The sequence below is a fragment of the Desulforhopalus sp. IMCC35007 genome (genome assembly GCF_005116575.1).
GTDB lineage: Bacteria > Desulfobacterota > Desulfobulbia > Desulfobulbales > Desulfocapsaceae > Desulforhopalus_A.
The window spans coordinates 12,708-29,870 of sequence record NZ_SWCN01000043.1; the positions used below are offsets into that span (position 1 = coordinate 12,708).

Genomic DNA, 17,163 nt, shown 5'->3' on the forward strand with positions numbered 1-17,163 from the left:
TGTGGTTGTTTTACTTTGAATGTCTCTATAGAATAATGACTTCATTGCAGTTTAAGTATCCTCTTAACGATTACCAATGATACTATACTCCCCAGATAAAGAAAAATACTATTCTTATGGCTTCGAATCTATATTATAGAGGAAAACACCTCCTTAAACAGAAATCTGAGAAATTATGACGAAATACCGATCAACGTCAACAAAAGATGACGACATTCACTGCTTCCCACCCAGCTGAAGATAAAATGCCTATTTTTCAATTAACAAACGATATTCTATTCCCACCAGTGAGCCTCGCAGAAGAGTCTGGCCTTCTTGCGATTGGAGGCGACTTAAGCGCGGAGAGACTGCTTTGCGCATATCGGCAGGGCATTTTCCCCTGGTTTTCTGAAGGAGATCCCTTACTCTGGTGGTTTACCTCTCCTCGGCTGGTCATTTTCCCCGAAGAATTTCATGTCCCCAAAAGGGTTGCCCGCTACCAGAGGAAAAATAATCTTACCATAACTGGTGATCTTGCCTTTACCGAAGTAATGCACCAGTGTGCAACCGTTCGCAAAGAAACAGGAGACGGGACCTGGATTGTTGGGGAAATGATGGAGGCCTACAAGCGCTTGCATCTCCTTGGCTACGCCCACTCTGTGGAGTGTTGGCAAAATGAGCAACTTGTTGGTGGTCTTTATGGGGTGTCACTCGGTAAGGTTTTTTTTGGTGAATCCATGTTTTCAAGAATCAGTTGCGGTTCTCAATTTGCACTGATTGCTCTCGTGGAGTACCTTAAAAGAGAGAGCTATAAAATGATAGATTGCCAGATGACAACGAATCATTTATTACGCTTTGGAGCAAGAGAAATAGACGGCAGCGAATTCCACACGATGCTAAAATTATATATCGGCGATATTTCCCCGCAAGGACACTGGATGGGCAATGAAAAAAACACAAAATGAAACCTGCAACTTCTGCGGCAAAAAAAAGAAACTCACCACAATAAACAGTGCGGAGCTGTGTACAACCTGCAAAAACCTGGCCGAACTCATTGCCCGAGATCCGGCACAGCTTGAGAAACTTGCAACACTCGCAGGACTACAACAGACTCAGAAAAAGCAGAGCCACGTTAGAGAACTGCCTGATGTGCTGGATGGAGTCCGATATCGCACAACAGATCGTGAGCGTAACACATGGTATGTTTCGGTAAGTGAGCTGGATGGAAATCCTGTGGAAATATTTGCATCGACGGCCTTTGATCGTGATCATCACCTGCAGTCGAGAATCTCAAATCTGACAACCATCACCCGGCTGATTTCACTTATCCTACGCCATATCTTTATGGGAGAGACGGTAACACTCGACAAAACTTTGATCCAATTACAGAAAAGTTCCCGGCAACCCAATGATTTACCTGAGATGCTTGGAAGAATACTCGCAAAATACTCACCTGATTTCAAAGAATTTGACAACAGAGATGAAGAGCGTGTCCGCTAGTCTTCCAGATCCCACGCCCCAATCTGATTAATGAATTTGTTATGAACTACACAGTACAGGAGTTGCGAATCAGCAATCCAGATCAAATTCATATGGGATTCGGGTTTTATCGAAATGTTTTAGTACCTTCTGCAGAATATACAGATTGGGAACGCTGAAGGTTAATTCCCAGGCGGGGTAAAGAGAGGAATAACTGGAAAGCAGGGTCAGCGAATGCATCTGCATACCTTCAGGTGCAAAACCAATTCCCCGCATAATATCTTTCCGACTGGCCTTAATAATATGAAGTATCTGTTGTTTCCGTACCTTGGTCTTTCTGGCTATCCAGAACACATTGACGGCATCTTCTCTTTGAAACTTCAAGTCCATGAACCGTTCACAATGCTTATCATGCACCGAGAGGCCTTTGGGAGTCAACAGCGCACAATTACCTTTTGTCGTCGGATTCGGCTTACAACAGGATGACAGTTTAACCGAAACCGGGTCCAGAGTTGTCAATTCAATATTGTTAAAGGCCCCGGTTGGTGTGAATAACGGAGAGACCCCGCCAAACAGAATATTTTTAATGCTCCCCATTACTTCTTTAAGCCTGGCCCGTCCTTCACCTATTCGTACGTGTAGATCTTTCAGGTTGTCTGCCGAATATGCCTGCAGGAGAGGAGCGGCTTTCTCGGATTCCAACACATCAAAAGGAAATCCGTAACGGAGCATTTCCTGGCGCAGCATCGAAGCTCCCACCTCCCCCGTAACTTTCATCCTTCTTTCTTTGAAGGTTTTCGCCAACTCCCCGCGTGCCCGAGCTGTTTTACATTTTGTCAGCATACTCTGTTCAAACCGGACCGGTTCTTCTGAACGAATGATCCGAACCATGGCACCATCCGCAAGCACCTGAGATGACGGAACCCGTTTATTGCGAATCATCGCTCCAAGACATGTATGACCGATCTGGGTATGAACCCGAAATGCAAAATCCAGGACAGTTGAACCAACCGGCAGGGTAATAAGATCCCCATTCGGTGTATAGGTGTACATTTCCTTGATACCGCTGGCTGCAATAATATCCCGGTAGGAGATGGAGTCCTCTGAACCGATGACATCAAACATCTCCTGGATCTCTTTAAAAAAATTCGCCTGTTTGTTGATTTTTGAGGTCCAGCCCCGGAAAAGTCCACGCTGGGCCTTTCGCTCCATCTCGTTCGTACGAATTTTAAAAAGAAATTTCTGACCTTCAACGATCGCTCTGGCATGGAGACCTTGATACCCTGTTGGTTTGGGGTTGGCGATAAAATCTCGAATGGTCCGTGGAATAGGGTTAAATGTCTGATTTGCAATACCAAGAGCTCGGTAACAGGATGAAACATCATCGACCACAATAAGTATTTCCAGTGGAGTATCGATCTGTTTGACTAAAATTTTACTGCTGACATCGTAATAGGCCCAGAGTTTTTTGGTACGAACGTTGATCCTGCAGTTGAGATTATTTTTTTCTGCATTGGCAGTAAGTTGATTGACTATATTTTGTCCAAGGGGAGAGCGGCGCAGCTGGCGGATGTGATTATTTACCCTGGCCCCCTGCTTTGGATATTTATACAACAGGGCAAGGTTGTACATCTCCCTTTTCATATTAAAAAGACCAAAAAAGGTTGCTAAAGGAGCATAGATGTCTATGGTCTCGTCTGCAATACGCTGACGTTTTGCCACCGGCATAGACTGCAAAGTACGGAGATTGTGCAGACGATCAGCCAGTTTGACCAGCATCACCTCAGGCCGGAGTGCAGCCCCAGTAAATATTTTCCTGTGGGTATGTCGACTGTTTGCCTGCTTATCACCCGAGACGTGAGTAACTTTCGTGCATCCCTCGACTATGGCGCGCACATACGAACCAAAATCCCGTCCTACCACCTCGGATGTCACCTCCTCAACATCTTCAACCGTATCATGGAGCAGTGCAGCGGCGAGTATTTCGGGATGGGTTATATCCATCTCTTCAGCAAGTATTTTTGCGACGGAACAAGGATGAAGAATATATGCATCTCCTGATCTTCGCCATTGATCATCATGGGCGTTGACCGCAAAGTCAAGTGCAGTCCAGAAGATCTCAACACCCTCTTTCGCCCCAATCAGTTCTTGCATTTGATTGCGATACAGTTCAAGATCAAATGGAATACGACGCATACTCACCTAAATTTAAAAATATCATAATATTGTTGATTTATATTATTTAAAACCCGATCACCTCAATGGGGCCCGACCACTGCAATGAAAAGCGTATAATGCAATCCACTAACCTGAAATTGACAAAGAAGTAATAATGAAATTTCTTGTTAGATACATTCAAAGAATTCAACCTTGCAGGTCATTTACACCAACACCCGCTGTACTATAAAAAAAACAGCTTAACAAAATTCTTCCATCGGAGAAAACAAATTCTAAAATATGTCTAAAAAAAGAAAATCTCAGCATAAATTCAAATCATTTCGCGCATCAAAACATGTAAAACCTACAGCTCATCAGCTCCAGACCGAGCAGATTGAAAACTGCTTGATCCGAATACTTTACTATAGTCACACATCACTCTCTCTGCCCGAAATATTCTCAAAAAAATCAGCGAAAAAATTTGACAAAAAAGCATCGACAACTGCACTTGAAAACCTGGTACGCAAAGGTGTTATAAAAAAAGCCGGTAAAGGCTGTTACGCAATTGACCCATCGGCTCCTCTCTATAAGGGTAAGCTCATTCAAAACGCCAAAGGATTTGGCTTTGTGCAGGCAAATGGTATTGGCGCAGACACACAAACACTGCAGCGCGATCTGTTCATTGCAAAAACAAATATGAATGGAGCGATGCACGACGATACCGTTCTCGTTTTAGGGCGCATTGACAAAAATGGCAAGCGTACCGAAGGGATCATTCTCGACATCATAGAACAAAGAACAAATAGTCTGGCTGGTATAGTCTCAAAACGAGGCCACGAGATTTTCGTTTACCCCGATGATCCTCGCTTTCCTTTCAAGGTAAGTCTTAAGGAAAGAAAAGACATCGTGCTTAAAAGCGGTGACGCCGTCATTGTTGAATACAAACGTCCAACTCTGCCAACGCCGACCCTTGCAGGAAAACTGGTGACCCTCCTGGGAGATGCAGAAGATATCGACACCCAGATGAAGCTTGTCATGAGCAGCCACGATCTTCCCCACATATTTAAAGAAGATGTCACAGAGGAAACGGCCCAGCTCAAGGATTCTTTTGAAGCCAGTGACGACAGGACTGATCTGCGCAAGTTGCAGCACATCACGATCGATGGAGAGACGGCAAAGGATTTTGATGACGCTATCTGTGTCGAAAAAACCTCCTCGGGATATCGGCTCTACGTCTCAATTGCCGACGTGAGTCATTTTGTTTCCCCCGGTTCTGCCATAGACAAAGAAGCCTACCTACGCGGAACCTCCGTCTACTTCCCGGGCAGAGTCATTCCCATGCTCCCTGAACGATTATCAAATAATCTCTGCAGCCTGGTGCCCCATGAGGACAGGTACACTGTTTCAGCAATTCTTGATTTTGACAAGCAAGGGAAACTCTTACACAAAGACTTTGCAAGAACCATCATCCACAGCCAGCAACGTTTCACCTACACAACCGTCAGACAGATTCTGGTAGACAAGGATCCTGAGGTACAACAGATTTACGAACCATTTATTCCTCTTCTCAACTGTGCAGGCGAACTTGCATCTGCATTACAGCAGAGGCGAACGCTACGGGGTTCAATTGATTTTAATCTCACAGAACCCTTCTTTACGCTTGCTGACGACGGCAAAATAGCTTCAATCTCTCCTGCAGAGCGTAATTTTGCCCATCAGATTATTGAAGAATTCATGCTCGCGGCCAATGAGGCGGTAGCTTCTTTTTTTATAGAAAAGGAAATCCCGGCAATTTTCCGAACCCATGAAGCTCCCGATGAGTTGAAACTTGCAGATTTTTTGACTTTTATTAATTCCCTTGGCATGCCCCTTGCTCCCTTTAAAAATGAAGCTGCGTGGTTTGCAGACACCATAAAAAAATGTAAGGGAAGTAAATATGATTACATCGTAAACAACCTCCTTCTCAGAAGTCTAAAACAGGCGCAATATACGGCTTCTAATATTGGACATTTCGGTCTTGCCGCGCCTGCCTATACCCACTTCACTTCTCCGATCCGCAGATACCCCGACCTCATTGTCCACCGTCTGCTCCTTAGCCTCATTAGCAGCAATAAAGGCTTGACTGAAGATGATAAAAGAAAATCCTATCAAGATGCTGGCACGTTTCTCTCCGCCAGGGAAAGGATCGCGATCACTGCCGAAAGAGACATGAATGATCGTCTGAAAATTGCCTATATGAAGGATAAAGTTGGTGAACATTTTTCAGCTATTATCTCAGGGGTGACCGAAAATAGTGTCTTTGTTGAGATTGTCGATCTTTGTATCAGTGGCGCTGTGCCGGTAGATCTGCTCACCGATGACTATTATCTGTTTGACAAGAAAAACTATAGATTATTTGGTGAAATGAGCGCAAAAACCTATCAAATTGGAGATTCTGTTGAAATCATCCTCGTCGATGTTGACCATAACCTGAGAAGATTAACATTTAAGATGAGTGACAATGAATAAGGCCACTTTTGATTTCCACTTGACTTATGCTATAATGTTACATTACTTACAACGGTAATAGTCGCTATTAACGTTTCATATTCATTGGATGTTTTGTATACAGCATGGAGGACGAGCCTCTAACACAATACAAAACCATTTTCTATAAAAAATAACTTTTATTCGTGGACGTATGGCTGAGCACAACTCCCCACTTGACTCAATCTCAATTGTGCTGGTGCGTCCGCGGATTGCCGAAAATATAGGAGCAGCCGCACGGGTAGCCCACAATATGGGCATCAACCAGCTCATCCTTGTAAGTGATGCAAAACCGGCACGTGAACCGATGGCCAAGATGGCCACCCACCATGCGGCGCACATAGTAGACAATCTCCCCGTCTTTGCAACGGTTCAGGAAGCTTTGGCTGACTGTACCCTGGTGGTAGGTACAACTGCACGAAGAGGACGACATCGTTTTGTGCAGCAAACCCCTCGCGAGATGGTCAGCAAACTGCTCCCCGACGTCCATAACAACAAAATTGCGATCCTTTTTGGCCCAGAAGATACCGGACTTACAAACGACGATTTAAAATTCTGCCATATGACCTCCGCCATCCCCACTGCAGAATTTTCGTCTCTCAATTTAGCCCAGGCTGTAGCGATCCATTGCTATGAACTGCATTACGCACTCATCCATTCCCCCAAAAACCTGAGTTATTCTCCTGAACTTGCCTCAACCTTTGAGCTTGAGAGCATGTATCAGCATCTGGAGGACTCACTCACCCGTATAGGCTTCATCGACAGGATCAACCACAACCACTGGATGAGTAATATTAGAAATTTACTGGGCAGAATGCGGCTTACTGCCAAAGATGCGAACATTATAAGAGGGATTTGCAAGAAAATTATCCAATACCAAGCAGACAGCAGATAAATTGGTGATAGCCCATGAAAAGTACTGAGACTCAAACAAACTTTGTACTGCCATCAAACAAATTCTATCCACCCCATATCGATCCTTCTCAATCCCTCTTAAGAAGCGAGCTGCTCAGCAGGAAATTTCCTGCTCCCGCCCACAGCAGAAAAGTTATCATCGTCGAAGCTCAGGCGGGCCAGGGCAAAACAACTGTTGTCGCACAATACCTTAGAATCCATAATCTGATATACACGTGGTATCAAATTGGTCCGGAGGATTCTGATCCGGTACTGCTTATATCTTCCCTACTCACAAATCTTCAAAACACCCTTAACAACTTCCATTGTCCCAAGCTGGCAAACATTTTGAGTCAGGGAAGTGTCGGTCCACTCGATCTGTCACGCTGTGTTGACCTTCTCTACAAAGATCTCCATAACTACCTTAAGAAAAACATCTATCTGGTGTTTGACGATCTGCATCGCATTGAATTCACCTCTCTTACCAACGCATTATTTGAATATCTTATAGATTCGGCACCGCCACATGTTCACTTCATCCTCATCAGCAGACAACCAATAGAAATAAAGGGAAAAACCATACGAAACGTCCACCAGATATCGTATCTCAACACAGACGATCTTGCCCTTGATAACACTGAAATTGAAAACCTCTACAACGAAGTCCTCAAGAAACAGATCAGCGATCAGGATGCCCGAAAGATTCATTCCCTCACCAATGGCTGGATCATGGGTATTCTCCTGGCAAGTCACCCCATCTCCGGGAAGGCTCATTTTTGGCGTAATCATCCTAAAAATTCAGGTTCAACCAGTGAAACAGGGCACATGCTCGATTATTTCCAGGACGAGATTTTCGACCAGTTGCCCATCAATCTGCACGATGTCTTTTTGAAACTCTCTTTTCTCCACGAGATTCCTGTAACTTTGGCCACCCAGATCTCCGGTATCGAGAATTTTGGTTCCATACTCTCGGAGCTGACCCATGAGAATTATTTTATCTATCGTCTTGATGACCAGCAGCAGGTGTTTCGTTTCCATCATTTTTTTCAGGAATTTCTACAACGACAAGCTCGCCTTCAACTAACCCAGAAGTCAATCAATGAAATCTACCAGGCCGAAGGGAGCTACTATCTTGATCAGAATCAGATTGAAAAAGCCCTCACCTCCTATAAGTATGCTGGTAATTTTAAAGCCATGGAAAAAATCCTTCAGCAACATGGTATGGAGCTCATAACAAAAAACAGAACCCTGACAATCTTAAGTCTGCTTCAAACTATAGACAACGCAACCCTGTTTCAATATAGCTGGCTGGTGCTCTACTCAGGACTTCTCAGGGTGGACTATGTCCCCCAGACGACTCTTCCATACTGGAATGAGGCGAGGAGACAATTTCATAAGTCTGGAGAAAAGGAAGGTGAACTTATTGCTCTTTCCCAGACGATTTATTTTCATTTTGTCATCTCTGGGAAATACCATGAAGGAGCAGAGCTTTTACCCAGGACGCGGCAGCTTCTCGAAAAGAACATGGAAGATCTCCCGGTTGAGATCATCATCATGGCCAGTCGAAATCTTGCCTCGGGATACTGTTTTTTTAACGGTGACATGCAACAGGCCAGGAAGTATATCGAGCTTGCTGGAATGCTTGCAACAAGGCATCAACTGAAACAGTTTATCGCCTCAACAACATTTATTCGCGGCTATATAGAGCTTTTGAGCGGCAATAGAATAAAGTATTTACGCGAGTCTGAGCGTTGTTTCTCTCTTTTCAGCGACCCTCTTGTTGGCGAATCCAACAGACTTACCATGCGGGTTATCAATCTCTGCTACCTTTCAATGAGCGGAGATCATACCAACTTCAGGACCCAGCAACTTGCCATGCAGAAGACTGTGGCAAAAACAGTTGTTGAGCAGACGGTGGCGGCCCCTTACCTCTTTGTCTGGGGAAGCAGTGCATATTACTCTACCGGACAACCACAGAAAGCGTTGGGCCTCATTGAAAAGGGTCTGGGTATAACCACAACCGCCCAGACTGATCACATGTACAGTCAGCTCCTTCAATGGCAGGCTTTTGGCCTTGCCTTAACTGGACACTTTAACCAGGCAAAAAATATCATTGTAAGAGCATGCGAGAAACGTGACCAGGCGGGAGGTCCATTCTATATAGCTTTTAATCATATCCTGGCAGGAGCCATTTACACCCGTACTAAAGACCACGGTAAAGCGCTCATCCATTTAGAAAAAGGTCTTGCAATAGCACAGGTAATCCCCTCAGCCTACCTCACCATTTGCGGCCTGTTTAACCGCAGTTATGCAAAGATGACTAACAATCAATTAGATGTGGCAGCTGAAGATCTCGAAGCCGGCCTATCTCTTATGAAGCTCAACGGTTATGACCATTTCTGGAGTTGGGAACCTGTCATGATGATGAAACTGCTCGGTCTTGCAGTCGAGAGAGGTATCGAAAGAGACTTTGCAATGAACCTTGCAAGGCACCGATTAGATCACAATTTTACAGAAAGCGGACAAGCCGTTCCTCTATTACGGTTCACCCTTCTGGGTAGTTTTACACTGCAAACCAACCAGAACATTCTTTTTCAGGAAAAGGACCTGACTCCATTTCAACGTGAACTCCTTGGCCTGCTTATAACGGCCAAAGATCAAAGAATGCCGCAGGAAAAAATCCAGCTGGCATTATGGCCCGACAGCTCACCGGATAACGCAAGAAAAAGCTTTGACACCCTTCTCACCCGTCTGCGAAAACTACTTGCTCCGCTATTACCCGCTCCAGTGAAAAACTATATCTACCTGCAAAAAGGTATTCTCTGTCTTGCAAACTACCATATCGATGCCCTTCGTTTTATGGAGGCTGCTCGAATTGGTCTTTCACACAGCAAAAATGGTGACTGGTGGCAGGCGCAAAATGCTTTTCAAGGAGCCCTTTCTCTCTGGCAGGGCGGGATGCCCGAGGATATATTGCAAAGCGAGCAGTCACTGACCTTCAGTGACGAGATCAACCATCTTCTCATTGCTGTTGCAACAACCTGGACAAAGTTTTTGTTAGAGACCTCTTCAGCCGAGGGTATTGAACTCATCGAAACGGTCTTACAAAAAAATGTTTTAGAAGAAGAACTTACTGCTCTGCTCTATTCATATCACCTCCAGCAAAATAGTCCGTTAAAAGCACGCGAGACTCTTGAGAGATACAGGCAGGCCCTGCTCAAAGCAGATTATACTGAAAAAGAGACAGACACATTTTGTGCCGCACTTAAAAACCAGACTTTGCAAAATAACGTATAATACCGACTGAAATCTGAAATACAATTTCGAAATTCTCATTCCTTATTTTACTTGAAGACAAAGTCGATCTCTTTGGGTAAATATCTCTACCTCATTGATTTTATAGTTCTTAATAACAACAGGATTTCCTCTGCCACCCTGGATCGAAATTTGCTTTAACAATTCTACGTTATAAACACACTGGAGCATAATATGATCTCAGCATACAATACAGCCCTTTCGGCCCTGCAAAGTTTTGGTACAAAACTGCAGTCCAATTCCAACAATATTGCAAATGCCAACACAGATGGCTTTAAAAGAACCCGGGTGACAAACGCCAGCACAGAGCCTTCGGGAGTGAAGGCTCAGATAGATAAAATCAATAGCCCCGGCCCAGTCACGTACGAAGCAACAAACAGTGGTTACGACGTGGTTGAGTTGTCCAACGTTGACCTTAGTGTTGAAATTCCCGACATGAATCTCAACGCCACAATGTATAAGGCAAACCTGAAAACCATCGAAACAGTCAGTGAAATGGCAGGAGAGCTGTTAAACATGAAAGCCTGATAGACATCTTCTGGAAAAACTCTCAGCTCAAACGCTCTTCAGTGACGACAGAGCTGTCTCTTCACTTCACTCATTATACTTTCATTGCTCATTTACCCCCTGTAGCGGACATTGTTCACACAGGGGATCCTTTTTTTTACAATAGGTTGAGGCAACCCTTACAATCAGCGCGTGATACTCATTAAAGAGCTGCAGATCTTCCGGTAATTTTGAAGTAAAAAGATACTGCATGGACTCATAGTCGGTATCCTCATCTACCAGCTGATGACGACTAAAAACACGGTGGGTATACATGTCAATCACAAAAGCTGGGTGTTCACAGGCGTATAGCAGGATGGAGTCAGCCGTCTCCGGTCCGACCCCTTTAACAGAAAGAAGATTTTCCCGAGCCCCTTGGTGAGAATCATTTAGAAACAGCTGAAGGTCATCAAAATAGCGCTCAGCGATCATATCGAGGAGATTCCGCAGACGCTGCGCTTTAAGATTGTAATAACCTGAAGGACGAATGAGTGCAGCAATCTCATCCACAGACAGCAGACGAAGGGCTTCATAACTGAGAACGCCCTCCTCTTTCAGATTATTAATTGCTTTGGCGACATTACCCCAATTGGTGTTTTGAGTGAGTACCGCTCCCACCATAATTTCAAAAGCAGTCTCACCGGGCCACCATCTCTGAGGTCCAAAATGATCATATAGTTTTTGATAGACCTCCTGATACATATTATTTTGCAATATATTTCCTCGGCCTACCATCACACTTCCTGACCTTCATCCTTATCACCAAGGCAAATGCCAATCTCTCTGGCAGTCATGATCTTATCATTACTCAGGTCAACCTTTTTCCGTGCCTTTATTGCCTCTACGATTGGCACAGAAATCATTGTTGAATCCTTCAGAGCAACCATATGATCAAACACCTTATTTTCCACAAGCCTCACCGCTGCTGTCCCAAAGCGAAGTGCGAGCAAGCGATCAAATGTCGTCGGAGATCCACCTCGCTGGAGATGGCCTAACACCAGAGAGCGGGTATCTTTTTCTGTGATTTTCCGTATTTCAGAAGCCACCCATTCACCAACACCACCCAGAACAACCTCATCCCGGCCAAGCTCCCCCATCCCCTTATTGAAACTTCTCCCATCTTTGGTTACCGCACCTTCGGCAACAACAACAATAGAATAGTTTTTATCGTGAAGTTCATTATCAGAGATTTTATTGCACACCTCGTGCATATCAAAAGGGATCTCCGGAAGTAAAATCACATCAGCACCCCCCGAAATCCCAGAATAGAGGGCAATCCACCCTGACTCCCTGCCCATAACCTCAACTACAAGGACTCTGTTATGGCTTTTTGCGGTTGAATGGAGCTTATCCAGTGCCTCTGTTGCCGTTGCAACTGCGGTGTCAAAGCCGAAGGTTCTACTGGTTTGATTCAAATCATTATCGATAGTTTTAGGAACTCCTATCACAGGCATTCCTTTTTCAGCAAACCTGTGAGCAATATCAAGGCTCCCATCTCCCCCAATGGCAATATGGCAATCAAAACCCATTCTGTTGAAATTGCGCAATATTTTATCTGAAATATCAACAATCTGAATTTCCCCTGCAAGATTTTCAACAGGTTTGGAAAATGGGTTACCTTTATTGGTCGAACCTAAAATGGTGCCCCCGGTGGAATAAATACCCTCAACATCCCTCGGGGTAAGACGAACCATATCATCAATGTCTAAAAAACCACCATAGCCATTGCGACTGCCATATACCTCCCAACCTTTTCTCGCCGAAGCATGCACCACTGCATAAATGACTGCATTTAATCCAGGAGCATCCCCCCCACCGGTTGAAATAACGATTTTCTTCATGTGTTCTAACCTTTAAAATTAATTAACTCCCAGAAAAGAATCATCTTGAATCAGCATCACCCAAGACGCGACAGGAATTTTATTGAGCTTGATACTAACGGGTTTTGATCTAGAGTTCGCATCATCTTATCCCATTGTTATAATATACTCAAAACAAACAATTCCAATTCCTTTCGCTACCAAATTTTTTTTTAACAGATATTTATTGAATATTTCATATAATATCTGGTGTTGATTGGATGAATTTTCACTATAGGTTAAGAAAAAACTTGCATAGATTGAGAGAACTACTATCGTGATTGTCCAGATGATTGACTATTGCGCATCTCATCTTATCGTTACTACAAATAGTTATTCTCTTCTGCAATAAGGTCATTGCCATAACAGAAGAGGAGTTCAGGAAGAAAAACACAAGGAGGAGTTTCATGTCAGATTTTACCGTAACAGATCTTGCTGTTACAAAACTCAAAGAATATATGCAGGCGAATAATATTGACTCTGCATTACGTATTGCCCTTATGCAGGGTGGCTGAAGCGGTCCCTCTTTGGGTTTGGCTCTGGATGAGCCAAAAGATAGCGACAAGGTTTTCGATAACGATTCACTTAAATTCTTGGTAGAAGACAGCTTAATGACCACTTGTGGTGGCATCACTGTCGACTACGTCGACGCAGGTCCACGTTCCGGTTTTGGTATTACATCTGTAAATCCGATCAGTACCGGCGGTGGATGCAGTTCAGGTTCTTGTGGGTCTGGTGGCTGCGGCTGATCCGTCAGGTACTAGATAGTCGATATTCATAAAAATATCTTTAAGACGAGCCCTCTGTTTAGGGCTCGTCTTTTTTTTGCCCTTTCTGCTGTGTCAAATTCTTGACACCACTTTTTCCAGCCTTATTCTCTCCTTTGGAATAGATAAAATTTATTGATCTTTCAATGATGTCAACCCAAGGAGGACTTCATGCAATTTGACAAATTCACTATAAAAGCACAAGAAGCGGTTCAATCAGCACAAAACCTTGCCCAGAACTCAAACCATCCCGAGATACGCCTTGAACATCTCGCATCAACCCTGATGATGCAGCCAGAAGGCATTATTGCGCCTGTAATTAAAAAAGTGGGTGTAGAGCCATCAATCATACTCATGGAGATTAATGAAGCTCTCAAAAAAGTTCCAAAAGTGACGGGCTCTGGGGCGGGGCAAGTCTACGCGGCCAAAGAACTCAATACCACCCTTCAGCAATCGCTTTCTATAGCCACCAGTATGGGCGACGATTTTGTAAGTGGAGAACACCTGTTTCTTGCCATCCTCAAAGACTCGAAGACACCGCTTTGCAAAAAGTTCAATGAAAGAGGTCTCACCGAGAAAAATTTTCTGCAGGCTCTATCCACCTTACGCGGTAGTCATCGTGTGACGGATCAGTATCCCGAAGAAAAATACCAGGCTCTGGAGAAATATGGAAAGAACCTCACCCTGCTTGCTCAACAGGGAAAAATCGATCCTGTAATCGGCAGAGATGAGGAAATCAGACGTATCATGCAGGTGCTCTCTCGGAGAACTAAAAACAATCCTATTCTCATAGGAGAACCGGGTGTTGGCAAGACCGCTATTGCTGAAGGACTTGCCCAGCGCATTGTAAATGGTGACATTCCGGCCTCCCTTGCCAACAAACAGGTGATAACTCTTGATCTCGGCGCACTGGTGGCAGGAGCAAAATATAGAGGTGAATTTGAAGACCGCCTCAAGGCAGTGCTCAAGGAGGTCGAAGAAAAAGCCGGCGAGATTATACTTTTTATTGATGAAATTCACACCTTGGTTGGAGCAGGTGCAGCAGAAGGATCCATGGATGCCTCAAATATGTTGAAACCTGCTTTGGCACGAGGCGAACTACACTGCGTAGGCGCAACAACTCTTGATGAATATAGAAAATATATTGAAAAAGACAGTGCTCTTGAAAGACGTTTTCAACCCGTGCTTGTCCAGGAACCTTCCGAAGAGGACACCATTGCCATCCTCCGCGGAATTAAGGAAAAATATGAAATACACCATGGAGTCAGAATTCAGGATAACGCTACAGTCGCGGCGGTGACCTTGTCTAGCAGGTACATAACGGACCGTTTTCTGCCGGACAAGGCGATTGACCTCATCGATGAGGCGGCATCCCAACTCCGAATTGAGATTGATTCCATGCCTGCAGAGATCGATGAACTCGAACGTCAGAAAATAAAGCTTGAAATTGAACACGAGGCTTTAAAGAAAGAAAAGGATCAGGTTTCAAAGGGCAGACTTGAAGACATTAAAAGAAAACTCGCCGATCTGAACGATTCCCTGAAATCCCTAAAAGCACAGTGGACACTCGAGAGTGAGACTATACAAAACATAAGGAAAATAAAAGAAGCAATCGATGAGGCTCACGCAGAGGAACAGAAAGCGGAACGCTCGGGAAATCTCAGTCGTGTCGCAGAGTTACGCTACGGTACGATAGTAAAACTGGAACAAAATCTCAGTGAAGCCAATACCAAACTTCAGGAAATCCAGGCCACACAGATGATGCTCAAAGAAGAAGTGGAAGCAGAAGATATAGCAGCCATCGTCGCAAAATGGACGGGAATTCCTGTTGATAAACTACTAGAAGGCGAAAGGGATAAACTCATTCACGCTGAAGATCTGTTGAGCAAACGGGTTATCGGTCAAAAAACAGCAATAACTGCGGTATCTTCAGCAGTGCGCAGAGCCAGAGCCGGACTACAGGACCCAAATCGTCCTCTGGGATCGTTTATATTTCTTGGTCCGACAGGTGTTGGAAAAACAGAACTCGCCCGTTCACTTGCAGAATTAATGTTTGATGATGAGCAGGCTATGATCAGAATCGACATGTCTGAATATATGGAAAAACATTCTGTGGCACGACTTATTGGTGCCCCTCCAGGCTACGTTGGTTACGAAGAAGGTGGCTACCTCACAGAATCCGTTCGCCGCCGCCCCTATGCTGTAATCCTGCTCGATGAAATAGAAAAGGCTCACCCCGACGTTTTTAATGTCCTGCTGCAGGTACTCGATGATGGCAGAATGACAGACGGTAAGGGGCGAACTGTCGACTTTAAAAATGCAATGCTGATCATGACATCGAACCTGGGAAGCAGCATGATTGCAGATTTTGAAGGACAAAACATGCCTAAAGCGGAGCTGCAGAATCAGATAAGCGCCCTGCTGCTCAAACATTTCAAACCGGAATTCCTCAACAGGATTGATGAAACAATTATATTCGACAGCCTGACGAGAGATGATCTCATGCGAATCGTTGACATTCAACTCCAACGCCTGTCAGCACGACTGAAGAGTCAAAATCTTACAATGCATATAAGAGACACTGCCAAATCTTTTCTCGTGGATAAAGGCTATAATGCTTCTTTTGGTGCGAGACCGTTAAAGCGTACAATTCAACAGGAAATCGAAAATCCTCTGGCTATGAAAATACTTGACGGATCCTTGAAGGAGAACGCGCACATAATTGTAGAGGGTTCTAGTGCTGGACTTACGTTTACCACTGCAGAGAAATCGTAATAACTGCGCCCCTCTTCTGACATTCGTAAAGAGAAAAGCTTTACTCTTCAGATCAGTTGCATTAGATAATCCAGTCGATTGTTGCAGACTCATTAAAAGACAAAACGATATGACCTGCAACAATCACATTGAAATTAAAATGACATACAAACCATAAGGATAAACAATGAATGCAACGATTGAAGATCTTACAATTAACTATGAAGAAGAAGGTGTTCTTGTCGTAAAACAGACGGGCAAAGAGGTATTGTCAAAAGGGGCCTGGACTACTGTCCTCTACCGATACAATAATTTAGACAAAAAAACCGGTGAATACGGAAAAGACATGTACACGATCCGCCGCTACCAGAAACGTCAGGGTGAATACATGATGAAATCAAAATTCAATATATCTAGTGCTGAACAAGCTAAAAAAATAATCAGCATTCTTGAAACTTGGGTTAACGAGATTGACTAACATAGTAAATCTCCATATCTTTACCTGGTAATAATTACAAAACAGGTCTGGTTTAAATTAAAAAAAAGATAATACATACAATTTTAATATTGACTGAACAGCTCGAATCATGTACTTTGCCGCTCGTTCGTGAGCAACGGGATAAAAGCTACGCCTGATAGCGGGACGTCAACCCAACAAATTTCTCACAAACGAAAATAAGATAAACTTTTTATTGACATAAGGTTTTAAGTTTATTAGAGTTAGCCGCTCGCCGCGACATAAAGCGCGGGACACTTCGGAAGTTGAGGAGTGTTAAACGATCCTTGAAAACTAAATAACAACACATAAGCAAACGGGCCCAACGTAGTTTTAGCGAACTACAATGGAGCAAGTTTTCGTAATTCGAAAATAGAGCTCTTATATACAT

At 44.0% G+C, this 17,163-nt stretch carries 12 protein-coding genes; 9 read left to right on the forward strand and 3 right to left on the reverse strand.

Annotated elements, in window-relative coordinates:
* Positions 1-245: 245 nt before the first annotated feature.
* Together aat and FCL48_RS23825 are read left to right on the forward strand one after the other, a co-directional pair.
* On the forward strand, positions 246-944 hold the full coding sequence (gene aat, locus FCL48_RS23820) for a leucyl/phenylalanyl-tRNA--protein transferase (RefSeq protein WP_136876466.1): 699 nt from the start codon (positions 246-248) through the stop codon (positions 942-944).
* A complete protein-coding gene (locus FCL48_RS23825; RefSeq protein ID WP_240744955.1) occupies positions 925-1,479 on the forward strand; it encodes a hypothetical protein in 555 nt (184 codons plus the stop codon). Before aat ends, FCL48_RS23825 begins: the two co-directional genes overlap by 20 nt.
* A 69-nt stretch (positions 1,480-1,548) precedes the next feature.
* Here the strand turns inward: FCL48_RS23825 and FCL48_RS23830 are convergent, their stop codons facing one another.
* Positions 1,549-3,654: an HD domain-containing protein gene (locus tag FCL48_RS23830; protein ID WP_136876443.1), complete on the reverse strand. Its 2,106-nt coding sequence runs from the start codon at positions 3,652-3,654 to the stop codon at positions 1,549-1,551.
* 366 nt (positions 3,655-4,020) lie between these two features.
* Between FCL48_RS23830 and rnr the strand changes: the two genes are divergently transcribed.
* The 4 genes from rnr (at position 4,021) to FCL48_RS23850 (ending at position 10,878) form a co-directional block, all read left to right on the forward strand.
* Positions 4,021-6,123, forward strand: a complete 2,103-nt coding sequence (rnr, locus tag FCL48_RS23835) for a ribonuclease R (RefSeq protein ID WP_169309358.1) — start codon at positions 4,021-4,023, stop codon at positions 6,121-6,123.
* A 172-nt stretch (positions 6,124-6,295) separates the two neighbouring features.
* Positions 6,296-7,036: an RNA methyltransferase gene (locus FCL48_RS23840; protein WP_136876447.1), complete on the forward strand. Its 741-nt coding sequence runs from the start codon at positions 6,296-6,298 to the stop codon at positions 7,034-7,036.
* Positions 7,037-7,050: 14 nt separating this feature from the next.
* Complete coding sequence (locus FCL48_RS23845; RefSeq protein WP_136876449.1) at positions 7,051-10,332, forward strand: AAA family ATPase; 3,282 nt, start codon at positions 7,051-7,053, stop codon at positions 10,330-10,332.
* A gap of 192 nt (positions 10,333-10,524) precedes the next feature.
* Positions 10,525-10,878, forward strand: coding sequence for a flagellar basal body rod C-terminal domain-containing protein (locus FCL48_RS23850; RefSeq protein ID WP_136876468.1), 354 nt, complete (start codon positions 10,525-10,527; stop codon positions 10,876-10,878).
* Between the two features lie 81 nt (positions 10,879-10,959).
* On the opposite strand, the gene FCL48_RS23855 is transcribed toward FCL48_RS23850, so the two are convergent.
* Positions 10,960-11,610, reverse strand: a complete 651-nt coding sequence (locus tag FCL48_RS23855; RefSeq protein WP_240744957.1) for an endonuclease III domain-containing protein — start codon at positions 11,608-11,610, stop codon at positions 10,960-10,962.
* Positions 11,611-11,630: 20 nt separating this feature from the next.
* Positions 11,631-12,737, reverse strand: coding sequence for a 6-phosphofructokinase (locus tag FCL48_RS23860; protein WP_136876453.1), 1,107 nt, complete (start codon positions 12,735-12,737; stop codon positions 11,631-11,633).
* A 425-nt stretch (positions 12,738-13,162) separates the two neighbouring features.
* Here FCL48_RS23860 and FCL48_RS26035 point away from each other — a divergent pair, with 425 nt between their 5' ends.
* The 3 genes from FCL48_RS26035 (at position 13,163) to FCL48_RS23880 (ending at position 16,754) form a co-directional block, all read left to right on the forward strand.
* Complete coding sequence (locus tag FCL48_RS26035; RefSeq protein ID WP_371418695.1) at positions 13,163-13,504, forward strand: IscA/HesB family protein; 342 nt, start codon at positions 13,163-13,165, stop codon at positions 13,502-13,504.
* A gap of 189 nt (positions 13,505-13,693) precedes the next feature.
* Entirely contained in the window at positions 13,694-16,297 is a 2,604-nt protein-coding gene (clpB, locus tag FCL48_RS23875; RefSeq protein WP_136876460.1) for an ATP-dependent chaperone ClpB, read from the forward strand.
* 166 nt (positions 16,298-16,463) lie between these two features.
* Positions 16,464-16,754, forward strand: coding sequence for a hypothetical protein (locus tag FCL48_RS23880; protein ID WP_136876462.1), 291 nt, complete (start codon positions 16,464-16,466; stop codon positions 16,752-16,754).
* The last annotated feature ends 409 nt before the right edge of the window (positions 16,755-17,163 follow it).

Excerpts from the sequence above, each read along its gene's own strand:
- FCL48_RS23840 (WP_136876447.1), top strand. The coding sequence starts at position 6,296 with ATGGCTGAGCACAACTCCCCACTTGACTCAATCTCAATTGTGCTGGTG.
- FCL48_RS23880 (WP_136876462.1), top strand. The coding sequence starts at position 16,464 with ATGAATGCAACGATTGAAGATCTTACAATTAACTATGAAGAAGAAGGT.
- FCL48_RS23830 (WP_136876443.1), bottom strand. The coding sequence starts at position 3,654 with ATGCGTCGTATTCCATTTGATCTTGAACTGTATCGCAATCAAATGCAA.
- FCL48_RS23850 (WP_136876468.1), top strand. The coding sequence starts at position 10,525 with ATGATCTCAGCATACAATACAGCCCTTTCGGCCCTGCAAAGTTTTGGT.
- clpB (WP_136876460.1), top strand. The coding sequence starts at position 13,694 with ATGCAATTTGACAAATTCACTATAAAAGCACAAGAAGCGGTTCAATCA.
- aat (WP_136876466.1), top strand. The coding sequence starts at position 246 with ATGCCTATTTTTCAATTAACAAACGATATTCTATTCCCACCAGTGAGC.
- FCL48_RS23845 (WP_136876449.1), top strand. The coding sequence starts at position 7,051 with ATGAAAAGTACTGAGACTCAAACAAACTTTGTACTGCCATCAAACAAA.
- FCL48_RS23825 (WP_240744955.1), top strand. The coding sequence starts at position 925 with ATGAAAAAAACACAAAATGAAACCTGCAACTTCTGCGGCAAAAAAAAG.
- FCL48_RS23860 (WP_136876453.1), bottom strand. The coding sequence starts at position 12,737 with ATGAAGAAAATCGTTATTTCAACCGGTGGGGGGGATGCTCCTGGATTA.